Consider the following 24857-nt stretch of genomic DNA (forward strand, 5'->3'; position numbering starts at 1 on the left):
ATATATGCGGTTGGTCAGTCTCTTTGCCCTGGCGGTTGCCGCCGCGCCGCTCGCCGCCCTGCCGGCGAAGCAGGCCGCCCCCGCGCCCCAGGCTGCCGACGCCGCCTTCACCTTCGAGGAGGTGATGATCCCGGCGCGCGACGGGGTGAAGCTCCACACCGTGATCATGCGCCCCAAGGGCCAGACCGGCCCGCTGCCGATCCTCTTCCAGCGCACCCCGTATGGCGTCCCCGGCGCCGCGCCGCGCAACACGCCGGCAAGCTGGGCGGCGCTCGGCAAGGACGGCTATATCTTCGTCTTCCAGGACATGCGCGGCCGCTTCGGCTCCGAGGGCGGCCCCTTCACGCTCTCCACCGAGATCAAGACCGGCAAGGGCGCCGTGGACGAATCGACCGATGCCTATGATTCGATCGACTGGCTGGTGAAGAATGTGAAGCCGAACAACGGCAAGGTCGGCATGTGGGGCGTGTCCTATCCCGGCCTCACCGCAGCCATTGCCCTCGCCCGTCCGCACCCGGCGCTCAAGGCAGTGAGCCCGCAGGCGGCGTGGATCGATTACTGGATGAACGACGATTTGCACCGCAACGGCGCGATGCGGCTCACTTATGCCAGCGACTGGGTCAACAGCCTCCAGGCCGACAAGACCAGCGACGGCATCGAACTCTACGACCGCTACGACACCTATGAGTGGTTCCTGAAGGCGGGCTCGCCGGCGGACATCGAGGCCAAGTACTTCAAGGGCAAGGTGCCGCGCTACCAGGAGATGATCGACCATCCCGATTACGACGATTTCTGGAAGAAGCAGCGCTGGTCGGACACGCTGAAGAAGACCACCGTTCCGACGCTCAACGTCGCCGGCTATTGGGACCAGGAAGACCCGTGGGGCAGCTGGCAGATCTTCCACAAGCAGAAGGAAAACGACCCCAACAAGCTGGCGCTGATGGTCGCCGGCCCCTGGGCGCACGGCACTTGGCATTCGCCGGCCAATGCGCTGGGCCGCATCCCCTTCGGCGCCGACAGCGGCACCCAGTTCATGGAGCAGGTCGAGGCGCCGTTCTTCGCCTATTGGCTCCACGGCAAGGGCGCCAAGCCGGACTATACGATGAAGAGCTTCCAGTCGGGCAGCTGGCAGTGGAAGACCTATGACAGCTGGCCGCTCGCCAATTCGACCAACAAGAGCCTCTATCTTCACGCCAATGGCAGCGTCTCGTTCAACGCGCCGGCCGAGGGCGAGGGCTGCCGCGAATATATCTCCGACCCCGCCAACCCGGTGCCGTTCCGCCCGCGTCCGATGTCGGAGACCTACAAGACGCCCGACTGGCGCTGGTGGGAAGCCGAGGACCAGCGCTTCGTCGAATATCGCCCCGACGTGCTCAGCTATGTCAGCGCGCCGCTCGATGCCGACCTGACCGTCACCGGCAAGGTCACCGCCGAGCTGATGGCCGCGACCAGCGGGACGGACAGCGACTTCGTGGTCAAGCTGATCGACGTCTTCCCCGAGGATTATGAGAAGAACCCGGTGAGCCTGGGCGCCTATGCCAAGGGGCTGAACGGCTATCAGTTGCCGATCGCGATGGAGATCCGCCGCGGCCGCTATCTCGAATCGGACGAGAAGGCGACGCCGCTGGTGCCCAACCAGGTCCGCGACTGGACGATCGGGCTGCGCGACCACGACCATGTCTTCAAGAAGGGCCACAAGATCATGGTCCAGATCCAGTCGACCTGGTTCCCGGTTATCGACCGCAACCCGCAGACCTTCGTGCCGAACATCTACAAGGCCAAGCCGGGCGATTATCAGAAGGCGACGCAGAAAGTGTGTTCGGGCTCGGCGATCATGCTGCCGGTGGTGCAGTAACGCCTAGCCAGATATCCCAACGCTGATCCCCGGCGAAGGCCGGGGCCCAGCTGCAATGTCACCCGAGAGGTTGGTACACGCCAACTAAATGCATCGATACTGGGCCCCGGCCTTCGCCGGGGATCAGCTTGGCGTGAAGCTCAGCCCTCGCCCCGCGCCGCCAATATCTGGACCCAGGGATTGGGCTTCGCCTCGCCCACGCGGTGCAGCGTGTTGCGGTCGTGGTGGTCGAACACCCCCTGCCCCTTCACTGCCAGCGTGGTGTGGATGTCGTAGCTCCACCCGCCATCATCGTTGAAGACGATGTCGATCACATAGGCATCGGTGCGGAAGGCATATTCGAGGAAATCGGTGGAGCAGATGCCGTAGCTGGTCGGTCCGCGCGTCGCTTCCACGCGGATCGTGTTCGCCGCCGGATCGGGCTTGCCGGAGGCGAGCAGCACCTGGCCGCGCGGGATTGCCAGCGTCTGCATGACCAGACCGGTCGCCGGCTCCCATAGCCAATAGCCCACCTGGTCGTGGAAGGTGATGTCCTCTTCCGCGGTGGTGATGTGGATATGGTAGCGCAGGCCGTAGAGGAGCTGCGGGCCGTTCGCCTGCGGGTCGATCGGGACGAACTCGATCCGCTCGATGAACTCGCGCCGCTCCGGCCCCTCGGCCTTGGGATTGAGATCGACGCCCTTATGCCCCTCCCAGCGCCCGGCAAGGCGCGCGAGCGGTCCCAGATTGGCCAGCGTGTGCGGATCGACGTCCTCGGGTTCGGTGAAGATGTCGAGCGGGAACGGGTTCATCAGTTCTTGAGCCGGTAGCCGGTGCGGAAGATCGTCACGATCAGCGCGAGGCAGAGCGCCAGGAAGCCCGCGACGAAGCCCAGGCTCCAGCGCACGTCGATATCGCCGACTTCGCCGAAAAACGCCCAGCGGAAGCCGCTGATCAGATAGGCGACCGGATTGAACAGGCTCACCGTGTGCCACGGCTCGGGCAGGAAGCTCAGCGGGTAGAAGCTGCCGCCCAGGAAGGTCAGCGGCGTCAGGATCAGCGCCGGCACCACGTTCAGCTGCTCGAAGCCCTTGGCCCAGATGCCGATGATGAAGCCGAACATGCTGAAGCTGACCGACGTGAGCAGCAGGAAGGCGAGCATCGCCAGCGGGTGATCGATGCGCAGCGGCACGAACAGCCCCGAAGTGAGCAGGATGATCAGGCCGATCACCACCGACTTGGTCGCCGCCGCACCGACATAGCCGAGCACGAGTTCGAAGGCCGAGATCGGCGCCGAGAGCAGCTCGAACACGGTGCCGGTGAATTTGGGGAAATAGATGCCGATCGATGCATTGGCGACGCTCTGGGTGAGCAGCGACAGCATGATCAGGCCGGGCACGATGAAGCTGCCATAGGCCACGCCGTTGATCGACGGGATGCGGCTGCCCATGCCGCTGCCGAACACGATGAAATAGAGCGAGGTGGTGATCACCGGCGTCGCGATCGACTGCCAGAGCGTGCGCAGCGTGCGCGCCATCTCGAACTTGTAGATCGCCCAGATGCCGTGGAGGTTGATGCCGGTCATGCCGCGGCTCCCTCATTGGAAGTTTCGCGCTGTTCGACCAGCCCGACAAAGATGTCCTCGAGGCTCGACTTCGACGTATCGAGATCCTTGAAGGCGATGCCCATCTCGCTCAGCTTGCGGAGCAGCGAGGGGATGCCGGTGCGCTCCGCCTGGGCGTCGAAAGTGTAGCGCAGGCGATTGCCCTCGTCCTCGAGGCTGAGATGCCATTCCTCGAGCCCGGCGGGGATCGCCGCCATCGGCTCGACCAGCGAAAGATCAAGCTCGCGCTTGCCGAGCTTCTTCATCAGCTCGGCCTTGTCCTCGACGAGGAGCAGCTGCCCCTTGTTGATCACGCCGACCCGGTCGGCCATCTCCTCGGCCTCTTCGATATAATGGGTGGTCAGGATGATCGTCGTGCCGCGCTCGCGCAGCTTGCCGATCATCTTCCACATGTCGCGGCGCAGCGACACGTCGACGCCGGCGGTGGGCTCGTCGAGGAACAGGATCTCGGGTTCGTGGCTGAGCGCCTTGGCGATCATCACGCGGCGCTTCATGCCGCCCGACAGCTCCATGATCTTGGCGTCGCGCTTGTCCCACAGCGACAGGTCCTTGAGCACCTGGTCGCAATATTCCTGGTTGGGCGCCTTGCCGAACAGGCCGCGCGAGAAGCGCAGCGCCGATCCGACGGTGGAGAACATGTCGACCGCGATTTCCTGCGGCACCAGCCCGATCTTCGAGCGCGCGGCGCGGGGTTCGCGGATCGCATCATGCCCGTCGACCAGGATCGTCCCGGTGCTGGGCGTGACGATGCCACAGATGATCGAGATCAGCGTGGTCTTGCCCGCGCCATTCGGCCCGAGCAGCGCGAAGATCTCGCCGCGCTGGATTTCCAGGTCGACATGATCGAGCGCCTTGTGGCCGGAGCCATAGGTCTTGCTCACGCCGCTTATCGAAAGAATGGAAGTCATTATGCCCCCGGGCCGGAACGGACCCGCTAAGTAGGGCGCCCGGTGCGACGCGGCAACCGGTCGGTACAAAAAGTCCGGAAAGTCACGAAAGTCACGACACTCACGCGCGGGCGCGGGTGCGGGCGCGCGATCGCGCGCGACGGATCTCGGCTTCGGGCTAGCTCGGCTTGCGCGCCGCGGCCACGGCGGCGGCGAGCCCGGCATAATCCTGCGCGCCGTAGAGCACCTGCTTGCCGACCACCCAGGTCGGCGTGCCGCTCATCTTGAGCTTGCCGCCGAGATCGCCGTTCGAGACCAGCTCATCCTCGACCGCCTTCGACTTGATCGCCGCCTGGGCGCGAGGAATGTCGAGCCCGGCCAGCTTGGCCGACGCAGCGATGTTCGCCGTGCTCGGCCCGTCCATGGCATAAAGCGCGGAGTGGAAGGCGAGGAACTTGCCCTGCTCCGCCGCGGCCAGCGCCCAGCGCGCGGCGACGACGCTGTCCGGACCCAGCACCGGGATCTCGCGATAGACGATCCGCACCTTGGGATCGGTGCGCACCAGCTGGTCGATCGCCGGCAGGCTCGCGCGGCAATAGCCGCAGGCATAGTCCATGAAGGCGACGACGGTGACGTCGCCACTCGGGTTGCCGGCGGAGGCGCCGGCATAGGGCGTCTCGACGCGCGCGCCGATCGCCGCCAGCGCCTTTTGCGCGGCGTCGGACTGTTCCTTCGCCGCCTTGGTCCGCTCGCGCTCATTATAGCGGTCGACCGATTCCATCAGCACTTCGGGATGGGCGAGGATGTAATCGTGCATCGCCCGGTCGGACTGGGCGTGCGGCAACAGCACCTGGAGTCCGGCATAGGCGCCGGCGCCGAGAAACGCGCACAGCACCAGCGCGCCGGCCAGCGCCAGCGGAGACCGCAAAACCCGCTCGATCATCGGTCTTTCTTCTTCTTCCGGATTTCGTCCCACGCCGTCTGCGAGACCATGTTGATGTCCTGCGCGCGCACCCAGTCGGGCGAGCCCTGGGGCAGCCCGGCCATCGCGGCGCGCGAGCTCATCAGCGCGGTGCCGACATCGCCCATCAGATGCGCCCGCTCGGCAGTGGCGAGCGCGGTGCGCGGTTCGTCGCCCTTGCGGTCATAGACGGTGCCCAGGTTCATCCAGGCGAACGGATTGTCATTGTCGCGCGCCACGGCGGTCTTCAGCACGCGCTCGGCCTCGTCGAGATTGGCCTTGTCCTCGGTGGCGAGCAGCGCATGGCCGAGCGTGCTGGCGATCAGCGGCTGGTTGTTCGACAGCGCGGTCGCCTCGCGCAGCGGCGTGAGCGCGCCGCGCGGGTCGCCCGATTCGAGCATGACCTGCCCCTCGAGCTCGAGGAAATAGGGATCCTTGGGCGCGAGCTTGACCAGCGCCGCGGTCTCCGCCGCCGCCTGCTCGGGATAGCCCGACTTATGATAGGCATAGGCGCGGGCGTAATGCGCGTAGATCGACTGGTCGCTGAGCGGATACTTCGCCAGCGTATCCGGGGCATCGGCGACATAGCCGCGCAGCTTGGCCTGGACGCGCTTGAAGCGGACCTCGAGATCCTGGTCGAGCGGCTTCTTCCAGCTCGGCGAATTCATCAGGTCGGCCTTCAGCGTCTCGACGCGGTCCTGCGACATCGGGTGCGTCTGGGCGAAGGGATCGACCTCGGGATTGGTATTGTAATAGCCGTAGCGGTGCATCTGCGCGGTGAGCTTGTCGAAGAAGCTGAGCATGCCGCGGCCGCTGATGCCGGCGCTGTTGAGGAACTTGGCGCCGGCGGCGTCGGCCGAGCTTTCCTGGATGCGGCTGAACGCGAGATATTTGCCGATCGCGGCGCGCTGGCCGGCCATCAGGATGCCGGTGCCCGCCTCGGGGCTGCCTGCCGCCATTGCCGCCACGCCGAGCAGCAGGCTGAGGATCGAGACATTGGTATAGCCGCCGTCATTCTGGAACACGGCATGGCCGCCGACGATATGGCCGATCTCATGCGCGATCACGCCCTGCACTTCATTGGCGGTCGAGGCGGCATCGATCAGGCCCGAATGGACATAGACGATCTGCCCGCCGGCGACGAAGGCGTTGATCGAGCTGTCGTTGATCAGCACCACCTTGCCATTCGCAGGCGAAAGCCCAGCCGCGATGAACAGCGGCTTGGCCATGTCGGCGAGTAGCGATTCGGTCTCGGCATCGCGCAGGATCGACTGGGCGGCGGCCGGCTGGATCCAGATCAGCAGGGCGGCCGAGAACAGGGCGAGGATGCGCTTCATGCCCGTTCATATCCTCCGTTTCCGACCCGCGATCAATGGCATTGGCCGTGCCTTTGCCCCGATGAACCGCCCGTGAAGCCGGGATCGAAGCCATGAAAAAGGGCGCCGGTCCTTGTCGAACCGGCGCCCGTTTTTCTGTCAGCTCAGGCGATCAGGCCCCGAAGGTGCGCTGCCACCAGCCGCGGCGCGGCGAGCCGTCTTCGTTGGTGCCTTCGTCGCCCGCTTCCGCGGAATCCTCGGGCGCCACGTCCTGCGCGACTGCTGCGGCTTCCACGGCCGGAGCCGGGGCCGCCTCGGCGGTCACCGCCTTTTTGCGGCTGCGCTTGGGCTTGGCCGGCGCCTCTTCGGCAACCGGCTCGGGAGCCGGTGCTTCGACGACCGCGGGCGCTTCGGGTGCGGCCTCGGCCTCCACCTTCTTCTTCGCGCGGCTGCGCTTCGGCTTGGCCGGCGCTTCCTCTGCAACGGGCTCGGGAGCCACTTCGACCGGAGCCTCGACCGCGGGTGCGGCTTCGGCTTCAACAGCCTCGACCTTCTTGCGGCGCGAACGCTTCGGCTTGGCGGGGGCTTCCTCGGCAGCTTCAGGCGCGGCCTCGGCCATTTCGGCGACGTCGCTTACCGGGGCATCGCCCTCGGCATCCTCGCCACCTTCGGCACCACCCTCGGCGCGATCGCCACGGCGACCGCCACGACGGCCACGGCGACGGCGCTTGCGGCCATTCTCACGGCCCTCGCCTTCACCCTCGGCAGCGGCGGGGGCTTCCTCGCCCTCGACATCGCCTTCGGCGTCTTCACCGGCTTCGGTCTCGACATCGCCCTCGGCACCCTCGGCGCCTTCGCCATCCTCGCGGCGGCCACGGCCACGACCCCGGCGGCGGCGGCGGCGCTTGCCGCGATCGCCTTCACCCTCGTCGCGCTCACGGCGCTCGCCACGGCCTTCCCGGCGGCCGCTCTCGGCCTCGGCCTCGAGCTCTTCCTCCTCCTCGTCGATCTCCTCGACGTAATCGTCGTCCTCCGGCTCCTCGGCCAGCTTCTCGAAGCGCGGTGCGTGCGCGGGCGGCGGGCCCGAGCATTCGACCGACATGCGCGCGCCCTCGAGCTCGCCGTCCGACAGGATCTCGACGGTCACGCCGTAGCGGTCCTCGATCTCGGCGATGTCGGCGCGCTTCTTATTGAGCACGTAGAAGGCGGCTTCCTGGCTGGCGCGCAGCGTGATCACCGAGCCGCGGCCGCGGGCCGCCTCGTCCTCGATCAGACGCAGCGCGGACAGGCCGGCCGACGATGCGGTGCGGACCAGGCCGGTGCCTTCGCAATGCGGGCACTGCACGGTTGAGGCTTCGAGCACGCCGGTGCGCAGGCGCTGGCGGCTCATCTCCATCAGGCCGAAGGCCGAGATGCGGCCGACCTGGATGCGGGCGCGATCGTTCTTCAGCGCCTCCTTCATCGCCTTCTCGACCTTACGGACGTTCGAGCCATGATCCATGTCGATGAAGTCGATCACGACGAGGCCGGCCATGTCGCGCAGGCGCAGCTGGCGGGCGATCTCGTGCGCGGCCTCGAGGTTGGTCGCAGTCGCGGTCTGCTCGATATTATGCTCGCGCGTCGAACGGCCCGAGTTGATGTCGATCGAGACGAGCGCCTCGGTCGGGTTGATCACCAGATAGCCGCCCGACTTGAGCTGGACCACCGGGTTGTACATCGCCGAGAGCTGGTCCTCGACGCCCGCGCGCTGGAACAGCGGCACTGCGTCGGCGTACTGCTTCACCTTCTTGGCGTGGCTCGGCATCAGGAGCTTCATGAAGTCCTTGGCCTGGCGATAGCCTTCCTCGCCCTCGACGATCACTTCGTCGATGTCGCGATTATAGATGTCGCGGATCGCGCGCTTCAGAAGGTCGCTGTCGCCATAGACGAGCGCGGGCGCGGTCGACTTGAGCGTCTCCTCGCGGATCCCATCCCACAGGCGGGCGAGATAGTCGAAGTCGCGCTTGATCTCGACCTTGGTGCGCTGGAGGCCCGCGGTGCGGACGATGCAGCCCATCGACGGCGGCAGCTTGAGGTCCGCCATGATCGTCTTGAGGCGCTTGCGATCGGCAGCCGAGCTGATCTTGCGCGAGATGCCGCCGCCATGCGCGGTGTTGGGCATCAGCACGCAATAGCGGCCGGCGAGCGACAAATAGGTGGTGAGGGCCGCGCCCTTATTGCCGCGCTCTTCCTTGACGACCTGGACGAGCAGCACCTGGCGGCGCCGGATCACGTCCTGGATCTTGTAGCGGCGGCGCAGGTTCATGCGGCGCTGGCGCAGTGCCTCTGCGGGCGAGTCCTCGCCCCCGCCGCCACGGCGCTTGCCGCGACCGCGGCCACGGCCGCGACCGTCGCCTTCGCTCTCGCCCTCCGAGGTTTCGCCTTCGGCGTCCTCGTGGTCGTGATCGTGATCCTCTTCTTCGTCCTGCGGACGCTCGAGCACTTCGACGCCGTCATCGCCGTCGAGATGGTCGTCATCGCCATCCTCTTCGGCGCGCAGCGCAGCTTCCTCAGCGGCGTGCTCGGCCTCTTCGCGCAGCAGCGCTTCGCGGTCTTCCTTGGGGATCTGGTAATAGTCGGGATGGATTTCGCTAAAGGCCAGGAAGCCGTGGCGGTTGCCACCGTAATCCACGAACGCCGCCTGGAGCGACGGCTCCACGCGGGTTACCTTGGCCAGATAGATATTGCCCTTGAGCTGCTTGCGCTCAGCGGACTCGAAATCAAACTCCTCGATTCGGCTTCCCTTGACGACGGCCACCCGGGTTTCCTCCCGGTGGCGTGCGTCGATCAGCATACGCATGGTCATTTATTATTCTCCGGGCGCGCCGGCCCCAGCCCTCTGGATTTGTGTTGCGGAGGGCTCGCGCAGGCGCGCGACATACAATGCGGACCTGGCCGGCGGATTCGCCGGCGATGGTCTCGCGGGTTTCGAAAACTGCTGCTGCTTGCAGGGCACGCGCGAACCGGTGGTTCGCAAACTCCGACGTCACCACGCACCCCGGCCGGATGGCCTGGGATCGCAGACGTTGCGGAAATTGCCTCATGCGAGCGTCAACCTGAACTGTCGCGGCAGATGTGGCCGCGGGATACGGCCGGCGCAAGGGCCGGCGCGAACTGCCTAGCACTGCCGATGCCACCCGGCAACCTTGGGTCATTCCAATCGCGTAACCGGCAATGCTCCCGGCAAGTATTTGCCGTGTTGCCGGCAAAAATATGCCGAATCCGAAATTAACCGCATAGTTTCACGGCGATTTGAGGCGCGTCTCCTAGTCCGGTCTCGTCAGGGCAGACGCGTAACTCAGAGTATCAATCTATGGTTTTGGGCTGGACCCCTCCAGTCCCGTCGCGGCATACCGCGCGGGTGCTGTTCCTGCTCGCCTTGCTCTCCGGTTGGCTAACTGGAGTTCCCAGTTGGGCGGGCGCCGTGCAGGAAGTGCGTGTGAAAGGCGATCGTGTGATCGTCCGTTTCGACGCACCCGTTTCGCAGGCGAGCGCCTTTGTGCTCGCCGGACCGCAGCGCATCGTGCTCGACGCCAAGGGCGCCGAGCCGGGCAGCCGCGCCTATGCGGACGGACCGGTGCTGAGCATCCGCCAGGGCTCGCAAGGGGCCGAGGGCGCGCGAATCGTGCTCGATCTCGCGCGGCCGGCAATCGTGACCGAAGGCAAGTTCGGCAGCGACGGCCGCACGCTCACGCTCCAGTTGCGCACCGTCGATGACGCGCAGTTCGCGCGCGCCGCCGCCGAGCGCCGGATGAGCTTCCTGCCGCCTTTCTCTTATGTGCAGCCCGCGAGCCACAGCAGCTACAGCGCGTCGATCGCGCTGCCGCGGCGTGCGCCCGCTGCAGCATTGCCGCGCGTCTATGGCGCCGCCGACCGACCGCTCGTGGTGATCGATGCCGGGCATGGCGGGCATGACCCCGGCGCGATCGGCGCCAATGGCCTGCGCGAAAAGGACCTCACCCTCAAGGCGGCGCTCGCCATGAAGGATGCGCTGCTCGCCTCGGGCCGGGTCCGCGTGGCACTGACCCGCGACGATGACCGCTTCCTGGTGCTCCAGGAGCGCTACGGGCTTGCCCGCAAGCTGGGCGCCGACCTGTTCATCTCGGTTCATTGCGACAGCGCGGGCAACGAAGGCGCCTCGGGCGCCACCGTCTACACGCTCTCCGAAGTCGCCTCCGACAAGGAAGCGGCTCGGCTGGCGGCGCGCGAGAACAAGGCCGACATCATCGCCGGCGTCGATCTCGGCACGCAGAATCCGGACATCTCCTCGATCCTCATCGACCTCACCCAGCGTGAGACGATGAACGCATCGGCGAGCTTCGCCCGGCTGCTCGGCCGCGAGGCCCAGCCGCTGATCCCGATCAAGGCCAATTACCACCGCATGGCCTCGCTGATGGTGCTGAAAGCACCGGACATGCCTTCGGTGCTGTTCGAGACGGGCTATATCTCGAACAACAGCGATGCCGCCTTCCTCGCCTCGGACGAGGGACGCAAGAAAGTGGCCGAGAGCGTGCGCAAGGCCGTGGAAATCCATTTCGCGACGCGCATGGCGTCGCGGACGCTCGCGTCCCGTTGATCGCATCCCCTCACTCCCCTCGGGGCTCATTATAGAGGGCTCCGGGGGAAGTGGTTCCGAAGGCGGTATAATCCCGTTTCGGTGTGAATTTGCCGCAATGGCGGAGGGACCGGACCGGAGCGCCAGAGTCCGGCTTCCCTCGCTCCCCAATCCTGCTAAACCGCGAGCCGCATGTCCGACGGTTCACCTTCCAGCGTAAAGATGCGCATCAAGCGCGAGATCGGGGGCTTCAAGGGGCTGTTCGGTCGCGTCCGCCACCGCTGGTGGTTCCGGATCCTCGCAGTGCTGGCGCTGCTCGCCGGCCTGTTCGTGTTCCTGATCTGGCTGTTCATCGCGCGCAACCTGCCCTCGGTCGACACGCTCAAGAATTACGAGCCGCCGCTGCCGACCAATGTCCGCTCGGCGGAAGGGCTGCCGATCCACAGCTATGCGCGCGAACGCCGCGTGCAGCTGAGCTTCCCCGAATATCCCAAGCTGCTCGTCGACGCGTATATGTCCGCCGAGGACAAGACCTTCTTCGAGCATCACGGCGTCGATTTCCCCGGCCTGATCCGCGCGTCGGTCCAGGGCCTGATCAGCGGCTCGACGCCGCGCGGCACCTCGACGATCACGCAGCAGGTCGCCAAGAACCTGCTGGTCGGCAATGAGAGCAGCTATCTGCGCAAGGCCAAGGAAGGCATCCTCGCCTGGCGCATGGAGGATGTGCTCACCAAGCAGCAGATCATGGAGCTCTACCTCAACTCGATCGAGCTGGGGCGTAACGCCGGCGGCGTCGAGGCGGCGAGCCAGGCCTATTTCGGCAAGGAGCTCGATCAGCTGAGCCTGCCGCAAATGGCCTATCTGGCGATCCTGCCCAAGGGTCCGTCCAATTACGATCCCGAACGCCACACCCAGCGCGCGCTCGATCGCCGCAACTGGGTGCTCGGGCAGATGCTCGAGAATGGCTTTATCGACCAGGCCCAGCATGATTCGGCGGTCGCCTCGCCGCTCGGCACGGTGCCGCGCCAGACGCCCCGGACCGAGCGCGTCGGCGGCTATTTCACCGAGGAAGTGCGCCGCCAGCTGCTCGACAAGTTCGGCGAGACCGATGCGAGCGGGCCCTATTCGGTCTATTCGGGCGGCCTGTGGGTACGCACCTCGCTCGATCCCAAGCTGCAGGAATACGCCCAGAAAGCCCTTCGGGATGGCCTGCTGCGCTATGATCGCGGCCGCGGCTGGTCCGGGCCGATCGGCCATGCCGATGTCGGCAAGAGCTGGCTCCAGTCGTTCCTCAATACCAATATCGGCCTCGACTATGAGGATTGGCGCGCCGGCGTGCTGATCGAACGCGCAGGCGATGGCTGGCAGATCGGCTTCGACGACGGCAGCACCGGCACCATCCCCAAATGGGCGGCGACGATGCCGGTGCGCGGCAAGGGCGGCCAGGCGTTCGATGCGTTCCAGCCGGGCGACATCGTCGCGGTGGCGCCGGAAGCCTCCGGCCAATGGTCGCTGCGCTCGATCCCCAAGGTCTCGGGCGGCATGGTGATCGAGGACCCGCGCACCGGCCGCGTGCTGGCGATGCAGGGCGGCTTCGATTCGCGCATCCAGAGCTTCAACCGCGCCACCCAGGCGCAGCGCCAGCCGGGCTCGACGATCAAGCCGATCGTCTATGCCGCCGCGCTCGAGCAGGGGATGACGCCAACCTCGATCGTGGTCGATGGCCCGTTCTGCGTGTGGCAGGGCGCCAATCTCGGCCAGAAATGCTTCAAGAATTTCGGCAATGCCCGCGGTGCCGGTCCCAAGACGCTGCGCTGGGGCATCGAGCAGTCGCGCAACCTGATGACGGTGCAGATCGCCAACCAGGCGGGCATGGATCATGTCACCGACCTGATGCAGCGCATCGGCGTGTCGCGGCAGAAATTCCCGCCCTATCTCAGCTATGCGCTGGGCGCGGGCGAGACGACCGTGATGCGCATGGTCAACGCCTATTCGATCCTGGTGAACCATGGCCGGGCGCTCAACCCGTCGCTCATCGACTTCGTCCAGAACCGCAAGGGCCAGGTGGTGTGGCCCGAGAACTGGCGTGCCTGCGAAGGCTGCAACGCACCCGACTGGAAGGGCGGCGCGATGCCGCGGCCGGTCAATCGCGCCAAGCAGGTGCTCGATCCGCTCTCCGCCTATCAGATGGTCCATATCACCGAGGGCGTGATCCAGCGCGGCACCGCGACGGTGCTGCGCGACCTTGGCCGCCCGATGATGGGCAAGACCGGCACCACCTCGGGTCCGACCGATGTGTGGTTCGTCGGCGGCACCCCGCAGATGATCGGCGGCCTGTATCTCGGCTATGACACGCCGACCAATCTGGGCGGCTATGCCCAGGGCGGCTCGATCGCGGCGCCGATCTTCAAGGAATTCGCGATCCCCGCGTTCAAGGACATGGAGAAGGTGGCCTTCACCGCGCCGCAGGGCATCCGCATGGTCCGCATCGATCGCGCGAGCGGCAAGCCGGTCAACGGCGCCTGGCCGGGCAATGACCCGCTCTCGCCGGTGATCTGGGAAGCGTTCAAGCCCGATACCGAGCAGCGCCGCGGCCGCCGCGGGCAGGACGAGGGCACCGAAACCAAGGCAGTCGAGAAGAAGACCGTCGAGAAGAAGCAGGAAGGCGACAGCGATTTCTTGCAACGCGAGGGCGGAATCTACTAGCGGGCGCCCTTCGTCCCTATCTTGCGTTTAGCGATCGCGGTTTTCGAACCGCCATTTGAAGTATCTGGAGAAAACCCATGCGCGCCGAAGCGCAGGCTCATGTCGACAACATCAAGGAGTCGCTCGCACTGCTCCGCCGGTTCCTCGATTGGGACCGTGCGCTGCGCCGGCTCGACGAGCTCAATGCGCGCGTCGAGGACCCGACCCTGTGGAACGACGCGAAGGCCGCCCAGGACGTGATGCGCGAGCGCCGCCGCCTCGACGAGGCGATCGGTGCCACGCGCGCGATCGAGTCCGAGCTCAACGACACCGCCGAGCTGATCGAGATGGCCGAGGCGGAAGGCGATGAGGAAATGGCGACCGAAGGCACTGCCGGCCTCGCCGCGCTCGCCGCGCGCGCCGAGAAGGACAAGGTCATGGCCCTGCTTTCGGGCGAGGCCGATGCCAATGATAGCTATATCGAGATCAACGCCGGCGCCGGCGGCACCGAGAGCAACGACTGGGCGGGCATGCTCCAGCGCATGTACACGCGCTGGGCCGAGCGCCACGGGCTGAAGGTCGAGCTGGTCGATTTCCACGCCGGCGAACAGGCGGGCATCAAGTCCGCCACGCTGCTGGTGAAGGGCGAGAACGCCTATGGCTACGCCAAGACCGAGAGCGGCGTGCACCGCCTCGTCCGCATCTCTCCCTATGACAGCGCGGCGCGGCGCCACACCAGCTTCTCGAGCGTGTGGGTCTATCCGGTGATCGACGACAATATCGAGATCGAGATCAACGAGAGCGAGCTGCGCATCGATACCTATCGCGCATCGGGCGCGGGCGGCCAGCACATCAACACCACCGATTCGGCGGTGCGCATCACCCACCTTCCGACGGGCATCGTGGTGCAGTGCCAGAACCAGCGCTCGCAGCACAAGAACAAGGCCGAGGCCTATAACCAGCTGCGCGCGCGCCTCTACGAGCGCGAACTGGCCGAGCGCGAGGCGGTGGCGAACGCGACCAACGCGACCAAGAGCGACATCGGCTGGGGCCACCAGATCCGCTCCTATGTCCTTCAGCCCTATCAGCTGGTGAAGGACCTGCGCACCGGAGTCACCTCGACGGCGCCGGGCGATGTGCTCGACGGGGATCTCGACGCGTTCATGGCGGCTGCGCTATCCCAGCGCGTGACCGGCGAGACGGTCGATGTGGAGGATGTCGATTGAGACGCGGCGCTGCCCTGCTCCTGACGATCGCGCTGGCTGCCTGCAGCGGCAGCCCGGTGATCGACAACAAGCAGCAGAGCATACCGTCGACCAATAACGGCTTCCCCGCCGCCGACCGCCCGGTCGCCTCGATCCTGTCGCCGCGGTGGTCGACCGAGGAAGCGCGCGACCGGCTGAACGAAGCGGGCCAGGTGATGGACCTGGCGAGCATCAAGCCCGACATGACCGTCGCCGATATCGGCGCGGGCGAGGGCTATTACACGATCCGCCTCGGCGCGCGTGTCGGCAAGAAGGGCCGGGTGGTCGCCGAGGACATCGTGCCCGACACGATCCAGAAGCTCGCCGGCCGCGTGCTGCGCGAGCGGCTCGACAATGTCAGCGTGCGCCTGGGCCTTCCCGCCGATCCGCGCCTGCCCGAGAACAGCTTCGACCGGGTGCTGATGGTGCACATGTATCATGAGATCGAGAGCCCCTACGAGTTCCTGTGGCGGCTCTGGCCCGCGCTGGCGCCCGACGGCCAGGTCGTGGTGGTCGATGCCAACCGGCCGACCGAGCTCCACGGCACCCCGCCCGAGCTGCTCAAATGCGAGTTCGCCGCGGTCGGCTACCGGCTCGTCTCGATCAAGCCGATGCCGTCGGCCGGCGGCTATATCGCGATCTTCCAGGCGGGCGCCGAGCGGCCCGAGCCGAGCGCGATCCGCGCCTGCAAGAGCGGCAAGACCGCCGCGCCGGCGACCGTGCCGAGCGACTCAAAGGAACCCTAGGCTGCGAAAGCTGGTGATGCCGCGCGCAGCGACCACCAGGTGATCGAGCAGGCGGATGCCGAGCGGATCGAGCGCGCGGGCAAGCCGCCGCGTCGCCTCGCGGTCCGCCTGGCTGGGGGTGGGATCGCCGCTCGGATGGTTGTGCGCCATCACCAGGCCGCAGGCATCAAAGGCGAGCGCGTCCGCCGCGATCGCGCGGATCGGCAGGTCGAGCCGATCGCTCTGCAGCGAACGGGCATGGCGCATCCCCAGCACCTGCTGCCCGGCGCCCAGATAGACGAAGGCGAGCACCTCCACGCTCTCGCGCGCAAGCGGCGCGAACAGGTCGCCCGCGGCCTGCGAATCGTGCAGCCGCCAGGGGTGAGGCACGCGGGGAACCATCGCCTCCCGGCCCTGCCATCCCGGCCACCCTCGCCGAAGCGGGACCGCGTCCGGAGTGGAGAGGCATTTGTCCACAATGGACATAGCATCCACAGCTTGGCGGCGCCGGGGCGCGGGACTAGGCTGGGCGCATGCAGCAATATCTCGACCTGATGGACCGCGCGCTCAACCACGGCGCCGAGCAGATGGACCGCACCGGCACGGGCACCCGCAGCGTGTTCGGCCACCAGATGCGCTTCGATCTGCGCGAGGGCTTCCCGCTGCTCACCACCAAGAAGCTGCATCTGCGCTCGATCCTGATCGAACTGCTCTGGTTCCTGCGCGGCGACACCAATGTGAAGTGGCTGCAGGAGCGCAAGGTCAGCATCTGGGACGAATGGGCCGACGAGAATGGCGAGCTCGGCCCGGTCTATGGCAAGCAGTGGCGCGACTGGGAGGCAGCGGACGGCCGCCATATCGACCAGATCAAGGAATTGATCGAGACGCTAAAGACCAACCCGTCTTCACGCAGGATGATCGTCTCCGCCTGGAACCCCGGCGAGCTCCACGCGATGGCGCTGGCGCCGTGCCACTGCCTGTTCCAGTGCCATGTCGCGAAGGGCAGGCTGAGCCTCCAGCTCTACCAGCGCTCGGCCGACATCTTCCTGGGCGTGCCGTTCAACATCGCCAGCTACGCGCTGCTCACCCATCTCCTCGCCCAGCAGGCAGGGCTCGAAGTGGGCGACTTTGTGTGGACCGGCGGCGATTGCCACCTCTATTCGAACCATCTCGACCAGGCCCGCGAGCAGCTGAGCCGCACCCCCGGCCAGATCCCGCGCCTCGAGATCCTGCGCAAGGCGCGGTCGATCGACGCCTATGAATATGAGGATTTCGTGATCCACGGATACGAGGCCCAGCCGCACATCAAGGCGCCGGTGGCGGTATGATCCGGCTCGCCGCGCTTGCCCTGCTGGCGCTGGCACCGGCATCCGACCGGCTCACCGAATATTCGGTGGTGCCCTCGCGCCTCGATCCGGCGGTAAAGGCGTTCGACGACCCCAACCTCGCGATCGTCGAGCCCGGCCTGCCCGCCGACGCGCCGCTCGCGGTGTTCCTGCCCGGCACCAACGGCAAGCCGGCCTATAACCTCCAGCTGATGCGCTTCGTGGCGCGGCTCGGCTACCGCGCGATCGCGCTCAGCTATGACAATGACGTCTCGGTGACCGAGCCGTGCACTGCCAATCCCGATCCGGATTGCGCGAGCGATTTCCGCGAGATGCGCGTGTTCGGCACCGGCAAGTCGAAAGTCGTGCACAATTCCACCGCGGAGGCGATCGTCCCGCGCCTGATCGCACTGCTGCGCGCACTCGATCAGGCGCATCCCCAGGAAGGCTGGAGCCGCCACCTCGACGGCGACACGCTGCGCTGGGACTCGATCCTGCTCGCCGGCCAGTCGCAGGGCGCAGGCATGGCCGCCTGGATCGCCAAGCGCCATCTCGTCCGCCGCGTCGTGCTGTTCTCGAGCCCCTGGGAAACCAGCGGCCGCCAGAGGAAGCCCGCGCCGTGGATCGCCGCCCCCGGCGTCACGCCGATCGCCCGCTGGCAGGCCGCGTATAACGCCCATGAGAACACCGTCGCGCTGATCCGCCCGGCCTATGCCGCGCTCGGGCTCACCGACGCGCAGATCCATGTACTGTCGCTCGACCTGCCGCCGGGCTTCGGCGCGAAGAGCCCCAACCCCTATCACGGCGCCGGCATCCGCGATCCGCGCTATGCCGAGGTCTGGCGGGCGATGTTCGGCAAGGGAAGCGACGCACCTTTATGACCATCTCCTTCCATCTCGCCCGCGCCGACAATGGCGTGATCGGTGTCGACGGCAAGCTGCCCTGGCACCTGCCCGCCGACCTGAAGCACTTCAAGGCGCAGACCATGGGCAAGCCGATGATCATGGGCCGCAAGACCTTCGAGAGCTTCCCCAGCCCCCTGCCCGGCCGCCGCCACATCGTGCTCACCCGCGATACCGGCTGGCATGCCGAGGGTGCCGAAGTCGCGCATTCGCCCGCCGAGGCGCTGGCACTCGCGGGCGACGGCGATGTCGCGGTGATCGGCGGGGCGCAAGTGTTCGCGCTGTTCACGCCCGACCGGATCGAGCTCACCGAAATCCATGGCGAGTATGAAGGCGACGCGCATGTCCCCGCTTTCGGGGTTGAATGGCGCGAAGTTGCACGCGAGGACTATCCGCAAGAAGCGGGGCGCCCTGCCTATAGCTTCGTGACGCTGGAGCGGGTGCCATCATGAAGAAGAAGATCCTCTGGGGCCTGCTGGCCGTGCTCGTGCTCGCCGCGGTCGGTTTCTTCGGCTTTGCGCCGGGAATCGTCGAAGGCAGCATGAACAAGGTGGTGCCGGTCAAGCTGACCCGCCCAAGCGAAGCGGCCAAGCAGCTCCACGCCAGCCTGCAGATCGCCGACATGCACGCCGACACGCTGATGTGGCGCCGCAGCCTGCTCGAGCGCTCGAACACCGGGCAGGTCGACCTGCCGCGCCTGCTCGAAGGCAATTACACGCTGCAGGTCTTCTCCTCGGTCACCAAGACGCCGAAGCACCAGAATTACGACGCCAATGGCGCCGATACCGACAACATCACGCTGCTGACGATCGCGCAGCTCCAGCCGCCCAAGACCTGGACCTCGCTGCTCGAGCGCTCGCTCTTCCATGCCCGCAAGCTCGATCGCGCCGCCGCGGGGTCGAACGGCAAGCTGCGGGTGATCCGCACCGCCGCCGATCTCGACCTGCTGCTCGCCGATCGCGCGACCGGCAAGAAGCTGGTCGGCGGGATGCTCTCGATCGAGGGCCTGCAGGACATGGAGGGCGATCTCGGCAATCTCGACAAGCTCTACGGCGCCGGCTTCCGCATGGCCGGCATGGCGCATTTCTTCGACAATGACGTCGCCGGATCGATGCACGGGATGAAAAAGGGCGGGCTCACCCCGCTTGGCCGCCAGGTGGTGGCGCGGATGGAGCAGCTCGGCATGATCGTCGACATCGCCCATTCGAGCCATGAGACCGTCGCCGAGATCCTGGCGATGGCGAAGCGCCCGGTCGTCTCCAGCCATGGCGGCGTGCAGGCGACCTGCAAGGTCAACCGCAACTTGACCGACGACGAGGTCCGCGGCGTCGCGCGCACCGGCGGCGTGGTCGGCATCGGCTATTGGGACGCGGCGATCTGCGGCACCGAGCCGGCCAATGTCGTTCGCGCGATCCTGCATGTGCGCGACATTGTCGGCGTCGACCATGTCGGCCTGGGCTCGGATTTCGACGGCGCGGTGACCACCGGCTGGGATTCGTCGCAGCTGATCGCGATCACCCAGGGGCTGCTCGATGCCGGGCTCTCGGTGGACGACATTCGCAAGGTGATGGGCGGCAATGTGCTGCGCGTGATCCGGGCGGGGATTGTGCCGGGGCGCTGAGGGCTCCTATAGCCCCGGCCATGGAGCGTCTCGACGGCGGCTCGGCAGTCCCTCCCCGCTATCGGGGCGCGATCGTCGCGCTCGGCAATTTCGATGGATTTCACCTCGGGCATCAGGCCGTGGTCGGCCATGCAGTGGCGCGTGCCCGTGCCGAGGGGCGCCCGGCGCTGGTCGGCACCTTCGATCCGCACCCGCAGCGTTATTTCCGCCCCGACAGCCCCTGGTTCCGCCTGACCACCATGGACCAGCGCCAGCGGCTGCTCGCCGAAGCGGGCGTCGATGCGATGCTGGTCTTCCCGTTCAACGCCGAACTGGCTGCACTCAGCGCCCGGCAATTCGGCGAATTGCTGGTCGAGCGGATCGGCGCAGGCGGCGTGGTGACCGGAGACGACTTCACCTTCGGCAAGGGGCGTGAGGGCGACGTGGCGATGCTCGCTGCGCTGGGCGCCGAACTCGGCTTCTCCGCGGAGACCGTGGCGCCGGTGCAGCTCGACGGCGAGACCGTCTCATCGAGCCGGATCCGCGAACATCTGCGCGAAGGCCGCCCGGCCGAGGCCGCCCGCCTGCTCACCCGCCCCTTCGCGATCGAAGGCATGGTCCAGCATGGCGACCAGGTCGGCCGCACCTTGGGCTTTCCGACTGCGAACCTGAGCATGGCGAACTATCTGCGCCCCGCCTACGGCATCTATGCGGTGCGCGGGCGCCTTCAGGACGGCCGGGTGCTCGGCGGCGTCGCCAGCCTCGGCATCCGCCCGACCTTCGAGCCGCCGGTCGAGCTGCTCGAGCCGTTCTTCTTCGATTTCTCGGGCGACCTCTACGGCCAGACGATCGAAGTCCAGCTGATCGACTATCTGCGCCCCGAGGCGAAGTTCGAATCGATGGACGCGCTCAAGGTGCAAATGGACCTCGATGCCGCGAAGGCGCGGGCGATCCTCGGCTAGCGAATCACCTGCTGCTGGTGCAGCCGGATCAGCCGGAACTTCACCCGGTGCCATTTGCTGACATCGTCCCAGCGCGATTCGTCGGTAGCGCGGGTAACCTGCGCGTCGATGCGGGACAGCCCTTCCGCTGCGGGCAGCAGGAGATACTGGCCAGCCAGCTCGGCGATTTCGTCCACTTCCGGTGGGGCGGAACGCTTAACATGGATCATAGTTGTTCGACGCCCGAGCGCGGCGGGGGTTCCGCAAATAGGTGGTGAATCGCCCTTTCAAACATCGGCTTTGCATGGGCGGCACGCTTCCTCTAATTCCCGCGCACGCATGACCGACCAAAAAGACTATCGCGACACCGTCTTCCTGCCGAAGACCGAGTTCCCCATGAAGGCCGGACTGGCCCAGAAGGAGCCGGCCATTCTCGCGCATTGGGCGAAGATCGGGCTGTACGACAAGCTGCGCGCGCAGCGTGCCGGCCGCCCGCGCTTCCTCCTGCACGATGGCCCGCCCTATGCGAATGGCGACATTCACATGGGCCATGCAATGAACAAGGTCCTCAAGGACATCATCGTCCGCTCGCAGAGCCTGATGGGCAAGGACGCGCCCTATGTGCCGGGCTGGGACTGCCACGGCCTGCCGATCGAGTGGAAGGTCGAAGAGGCGTACCGCGCCAAGAAGCTCAACAAGGACGAAGTCGACCCCGTCGCCTTCCGCGCCGAATGCCGCGCTTATGCCGAGAAATGGGTGGGCGTGCAGCGCGGCCAGTTCGAGCGCCTCGGCGTGATGGGCGACTGGTTCAACCCGTATCTGACGATGAACTTCGAGAGCGAGGCGATCATCGCCGGCGAGCTGCTCAAGTTCGCCGAGAGCGGCCAGCTCTATCGCGGCGCCAAGCCGGTGATGTGGTCGCCCGTCGAAAAGACCGCGCTGGCCGAGGCCGAGGTTGAGTACGAAGACATCGTCTCGACGCAGATCGACGTCGCGTTTCAAATCACCGAAAGCCCGACTGCCGGGCTGGAAGGCGCCAATGCGGTAATCTGGACGACCACGCCGTGGACGATCCCGGTAAACCAGGCACTCGCCTATGGTCCGGAGATTGACTACGTTCTCGTACGTCCCGTGCTGGTTGGCGGCGAGGCCGCTTGGGGCATCATTCACGCACACCCGCTATACAACGGCTGGTTTGATAGGCCGATACTGGTAGCGGCCGCGCTTGTTGAAGCGCTCAAGGCTCGCTTGAAGGCTTCTCTGAAGAGCATCGATCTGAGTGCGGTCGGCTCGCCCGAGGTCGGTTTCGATCTCGAAATCGATCCTGACATTACGATCAAGGGAGCGGATCTCGCGGGCACGATCGCCCGGCATCCGATGCACCACCTCGGCGGCTTCTTCGCCAAGCCGCGTCCGTTCCTGCCCGGCGACTTCGTCACCACCGATGCCGGCACCGGCCTTGTCCATATGGCGCCTGACCACGGCGAGGACGACTTCCTGCTCTGCAAGGCGCATGGCATCGATCCGGTGTTCGCGGTCGATGGCGCGGGCATGTACCGCGCCGACTGGCTGTGGCTCGGCGGCCAGGGTTCGGTGATCAACAAGAAGTTCGTGGCAAGCGACGGCCCGATCTGCACCGACCTGCGCGAAGCCGGCGCGCTGCTCGCCGCCTCGGACGACTTCAAGCACAGCTATCCGCACAGCTGGCGCTCCAAGGCCAAGGTGATCTTCCGCTGCACCCCGCAGTGGTTCATCCCGATGGACCGTCCGGCCGGCGCGCTGCGCGATGCGAGCTGGGATCCCGAATCGCGTGACGCCACCGCCTCGAACGGCGCGACGCTGCGCGGCATCGCGCTCGATGCGATCGAGAACACCCGCTGGGTGCCCGAAAAGGCGCAGAACCGCATCCGCGCGATGGTCGAGGGCCGCCCCGACTGGGTGATCAGCCGCCAGCGCGCCTGGGGCGTGCCGATCGCGCTCTATGTCCACCGCCAGACCGGCGAATATCTCCGCGATCCCGACGTGAACGCGCGCATCCTCGAGGCTTTCACCACCGGCGGCGCCGATGCGTGGTTCCAGGCGGACCATCAGGCACTGCTCGGCGAAAAGTATGATCTGGCGCATTATGAGGTGATCACCGACATCCTCGACGTCTGGTTCGATTCGGGCTCGACGCACAGCTTCGTGATCGAGGCGCGCTACGGCGTCGGCACGCGTGCCGACCTCTATGTCGAGGGTTCGGACCAGCATCGCGGCTGGTTCCAGTCGTCGCTGCTGGAGTCCTCGGGCACGCGCGGCCGCGCGCCCTATGACGCGGTGCTGACCCACGGCTTCGCGCTCGACGGCAAGGGCAAGAAGATGTCCAAGTCGGAAGGCAATGTCATCGATCCCCTCAAGGAGATCGACCAGGGCGGCGCCGATATCCTGCGGCTGTGGGTCGCGCAGACCGACTATTTTGATGACGTCCGCATCGGCAAGGAAGTGCTGGCCGGCACCGGCGACGCCTATCGCAAGGTCCGCAACACTTTCCGCTATCTGCTCGGCGCGCTCGACGGGTTCGAGGAGGGCGAGCGGATCGCCGTGGCCGAAATGCCCGAGCTCGAGCGCTACATCCTGGCGAAGCTGGCCGAGCTCGATACCGAGCTGCGCAGCGCCGCGGATGCGTTCGAGTTCAACCGCTACAGCCGCGCGCTGACGGATTTCATGAACGAGGACCTGTCGGCCTTCTTCTTCGATATCCGCAAGGACTGCCTCTATTGCGAGGCGCCGACCGCGGCGAAGCGCCGTGCCTATCGCACGGTACTCGATGTGCTGTTCCACGCGCTGGTTCGCTATGCCGCACCGATCCTCGCCTTCACCGCCGAGGAAGTGTGGCAGGCCCGCTTCCCGAGCGAAGACGAGTCGGTCCACATGCTCGAATGGCCGGTGCTGCCCGAGGGCGCGACCGTCCAGTCCGATTGGACCGCGATCCGTGCGCTGCGCCAGCAGGTGACCGAGGCGATCGAGCCCTATCGCCGCGAAAAGCAGGTCCGCTCGAGCCTCGAGGCCGAAGTCACCGTGCCCAGCCTGCCCGCGTCGGAAGCGGATCTCACCGAGCTGTTCATCGTCTCGGCGGTCCGCCCCGGTGAAACGGTCACGGTAACGCCCACCCAGCGCCACAAATGCGGCCGGTGCTGGCGCCATCTTCCGGAAGTTGCGCAGGACGGCGCCTTGTGCGACCGCTGTGCCGGGGTGGTGGAATGAACGTGACTCGTGGAATCGGCTTTGCCGTGGCGGCCTTGGTCTTTGTCATCGATCAGGTGACGAAGCTGCTGGTCGTGCGCGGGCTCGGAGTCGACCTCAAGTTCGTCCAGACGCTGATCGAGCAGAAGCTCGGCCTCGACGGGCTCAACCATGTCCAGGAAGTGCTGCCGATCTTCGACCTGCGCTTCGTCGCCAATATCGGCGTGTCGCTCGGGCTGTTCGCGGCGAACAGCGATGCGACCCGCTGGATGCTCGTGCTGCTTACCGGCGCCATTGCCGCTGGTGTCATCTGGTGGATGTTCCGCGAGAAGAAGCTGCCCGATGTCTGCGCGCTCGGCATGGTGCTGGGCGGCGCGCTGGGCAACATCCTCGACCGGGCGCGCCTCGGTTTCGTCGTCGATTTCGCCGACCTTCATTTCGGGACGTGGCGCCCGTTTTTGGTCTTCAACGTCGCCGATGCGGCGATTACCATCGGCGTGCTGATCCTGTTGATCCGCGCGCTCCTAGTGCGCGATAAGGCCGCAGGCGACAGCCCGGCCGCTGTGGAGAATGAAGTCAATGCGTAAGATCGTTACCATCGTGGCTGGCATTGCCGTCGCGGCCTCGCTCTCCGCCTGTTCCAAGAAGGGCTATGACCGCGCCCGTCCGGACGAGTTCGCCGTCGCGCGCCAGGCGCCGCTGGTGATCCCGCCCGACTTCTCGCTGGTCCCGCCGCAGCCGGGCGCCCCGCGCCCGCAGGAAGGCAACCCCGCCAACCAGGCGCTCGACGCGATGTTCGGCGGCTCGGCCGCGCGCAGCCCCGGCGAGCAGGCCATTCTCGATTCGTCGGGCAGCACCGGCGCCGACCAGAGCGCGCGCTCGACCGCGGGCAGCCCGACGACCAATGTGATCGACAAGGGCAGCACCACGCGGGACATCGTCGCGGCGCCGGAAGGCGACGGCAAGGATGCCAAGGCCAGCACGCCCAAGTAAGCGG

General features: G+C 66.5%; 21 protein-coding genes. 13 read left to right on the forward strand and 8 right to left on the reverse strand.

All coding sequences use genetic code 11. From position 1 onward, the window contains the following. Positions 1–4 precede the first annotated feature (4 nt). Positions 5–1855, forward strand: a complete 1851-nt coding sequence (locus HZY97_RS10820) for a CocE/NonD family hydrolase (protein ID WP_180143456.1) — start codon at positions 5–7, stop codon at positions 1853–1855. A 140-nt stretch (positions 1856–1995) separates the two neighbouring features. On the opposite strand, the gene HZY97_RS10825 is transcribed toward HZY97_RS10820, so the two are convergent. The 6 genes from HZY97_RS10825 to HZY97_RS10850 form a co-directional block, all read right to left on the reverse strand. Further along, positions 1996–2646, reverse strand: a complete 651-nt coding sequence (locus tag HZY97_RS10825; protein ID WP_180143457.1) for an FABP family protein — start codon at positions 2644–2646, stop codon at positions 1996–1998. Continuing rightward, entirely contained in the window at positions 2646–3419 is a 774-nt protein-coding gene (locus HZY97_RS10830) for an ABC transporter permease (protein WP_180143458.1), read from the reverse strand. Before HZY97_RS10830 ends, HZY97_RS10825 begins: the two co-directional genes overlap by 1 nt. Beyond that, positions 3416–4366: an ABC transporter ATP-binding protein gene (locus HZY97_RS10835; RefSeq protein ID WP_180143459.1), complete on the reverse strand. Its 951-nt coding sequence runs from the start codon at positions 4364–4366 to the stop codon at positions 3416–3418. Before HZY97_RS10835 ends, HZY97_RS10830 begins: the two co-directional genes overlap by 4 nt. Positions 4367–4523: 157 nt before the next feature. Beyond that, positions 4524–5288: a DsbA family protein gene (locus tag HZY97_RS10840; protein WP_180143460.1), complete on the reverse strand. Its 765-nt coding sequence runs from the start codon at positions 5286–5288 to the stop codon at positions 4524–4526. Next, positions 5285–6643: a M48 family metalloprotease gene (locus tag HZY97_RS10845; RefSeq protein ID WP_180143461.1), complete on the reverse strand. Its 1359-nt coding sequence runs from the start codon at positions 6641–6643 to the stop codon at positions 5285–5287. The genes HZY97_RS10840 and HZY97_RS10845 overlap by 4 nt, the downstream gene beginning before the upstream one ends. Before the next feature lie 151 nt (positions 6644–6794). Beyond that, positions 6795–9467, reverse strand: a complete 2673-nt coding sequence (locus HZY97_RS10850) for a ribonuclease E/G (protein ID WP_180143463.1) — start codon at positions 9465–9467, stop codon at positions 6795–6797. A gap of 507 nt (positions 9468–9974) precedes the next feature. Here HZY97_RS10850 and HZY97_RS10855 point away from each other — a divergent pair. The 4 genes from HZY97_RS10855 to HZY97_RS10870 all read left to right on the forward strand — a co-directional run bounded on the left by HZY97_RS10855 (position 9975) and on the right by HZY97_RS10870 (position 15891). Beyond that, positions 9975–11237: an N-acetylmuramoyl-L-alanine amidase gene (locus tag HZY97_RS10855; protein WP_180143465.1), complete on the forward strand. Its 1263-nt coding sequence runs from the start codon at positions 9975–9977 to the stop codon at positions 11235–11237. Between the two features lie 171 nt (positions 11238–11408). Next, positions 11409–13922: a penicillin-binding protein 1A gene (locus HZY97_RS10860; RefSeq protein ID WP_180143467.1), complete on the forward strand. Its 2514-nt coding sequence runs from the start codon at positions 11409–11411 to the stop codon at positions 13920–13922. Between the two features lie 77 nt (positions 13923–13999). Then, positions 14000–15127: a peptide chain release factor 2 gene (prfB, locus tag HZY97_RS10865; protein WP_180143468.1), complete on the forward strand. Its 1128-nt coding sequence runs from the start codon at positions 14000–14002 to the stop codon at positions 15125–15127. Continuing rightward, positions 15124–15891 carry a class I SAM-dependent methyltransferase gene (locus tag HZY97_RS10870; RefSeq protein ID WP_180143469.1) on the forward strand — a complete coding sequence of 256 codons (768 nt, stop codon included), beginning with the start codon at positions 15124–15126 and terminating at the stop codon, positions 15889–15891. Before prfB ends, HZY97_RS10870 begins: the two co-directional genes overlap by 4 nt. Here the strand turns inward: HZY97_RS10870 and HZY97_RS10875 are convergent. After that, positions 15877–16272 (reverse strand): JAB domain-containing protein, encoded by a 396-nt coding sequence (locus HZY97_RS10875; RefSeq protein WP_180143470.1) that lies wholly within the window; start codon positions 16270–16272, stop codon positions 15877–15879. The genes HZY97_RS10870 and HZY97_RS10875 overlap by 15 nt on opposite strands. Before the next feature lie 131 nt (positions 16273–16403). On the opposite strand from HZY97_RS10875, the gene HZY97_RS10880 reads away from it, so the two are divergent. From HZY97_RS10880 to HZY97_RS10900, 5 genes are read left to right on the forward strand one after another with little or no spacing between them, the layout of a single operon-like run. Beyond that, entirely contained in the window at positions 16404–17198 is a 795-nt protein-coding gene (locus HZY97_RS10880; protein WP_180143471.1) for a thymidylate synthase, read from the forward strand. Continuing rightward, positions 17195–18076 (forward strand): hypothetical protein, encoded by an 882-nt coding sequence (locus HZY97_RS10885; RefSeq protein WP_180143472.1) that lies wholly within the window; start codon positions 17195–17197, stop codon positions 18074–18076. The genes HZY97_RS10880 and HZY97_RS10885 overlap by 4 nt, the downstream gene beginning before the upstream one ends. Continuing rightward, positions 18073–18549, forward strand: coding sequence for a dihydrofolate reductase (locus HZY97_RS10890; protein ID WP_180143474.1), 477 nt, complete (start codon positions 18073–18075; stop codon positions 18547–18549). Before HZY97_RS10885 ends, HZY97_RS10890 begins: the two co-directional genes overlap by 4 nt. Further along, on the forward strand, positions 18546–19718 hold the full coding sequence (locus tag HZY97_RS10895; protein ID WP_180143476.1) for a dipeptidase: 1173 nt from the start codon (positions 18546–18548) through the stop codon (positions 19716–19718). The genes HZY97_RS10890 and HZY97_RS10895 overlap by 4 nt, the downstream gene beginning before the upstream one ends. Before the next feature lie 20 nt (positions 19719–19738). Continuing rightward, complete coding sequence (locus HZY97_RS10900) at positions 19739–20659, forward strand: bifunctional riboflavin kinase/FAD synthetase (protein WP_180143478.1); 921 nt, start codon at positions 19739–19741, stop codon at positions 20657–20659. On the opposite strand, the gene HZY97_RS10905 is transcribed toward HZY97_RS10900, so the two are convergent. Then, positions 20656–20868, reverse strand: coding sequence for a hypothetical protein (locus HZY97_RS10905; protein WP_180143480.1), 213 nt, complete (start codon positions 20866–20868; stop codon positions 20656–20658). The genes HZY97_RS10900 and HZY97_RS10905 overlap by 4 nt on opposite strands. Before the next feature lie 109 nt (positions 20869–20977). On the opposite strand from HZY97_RS10905, the gene HZY97_RS10910 reads away from it, so the two are divergent. From HZY97_RS10910 to HZY97_RS10920, 3 genes are read left to right on the forward strand one after another with little or no spacing between them, the layout of a single operon-like run. After that, positions 20978–23881, forward strand: a complete 2904-nt coding sequence (locus tag HZY97_RS10910) for an isoleucine--tRNA ligase (RefSeq protein WP_180143482.1) — start codon at positions 20978–20980, stop codon at positions 23879–23881. Then, positions 23878–24447 (forward strand): signal peptidase II, encoded by a 570-nt coding sequence (lspA, locus tag HZY97_RS10915; RefSeq protein WP_180143484.1) that lies wholly within the window; start codon positions 23878–23880, stop codon positions 24445–24447. The genes HZY97_RS10910 and lspA overlap by 4 nt, the downstream gene beginning before the upstream one ends. Beyond that, on the forward strand, positions 24440–24853 hold the full coding sequence (locus HZY97_RS10920; RefSeq protein ID WP_180143486.1) for a DUF3035 domain-containing protein: 414 nt from the start codon (positions 24440–24442) through the stop codon (positions 24851–24853). The genes lspA and HZY97_RS10920 overlap by 8 nt, the downstream gene beginning before the upstream one ends. Positions 24854–24857: the final 4 nt, after the last annotated feature.

It is taken from the genome of Sphingomonas sp. R-74633 (assembly GCF_013416555.1).
Taxonomy (GTDB): domain Bacteria; phylum Pseudomonadota; class Alphaproteobacteria; order Sphingomonadales; family Sphingomonadaceae; genus Sphingomonas.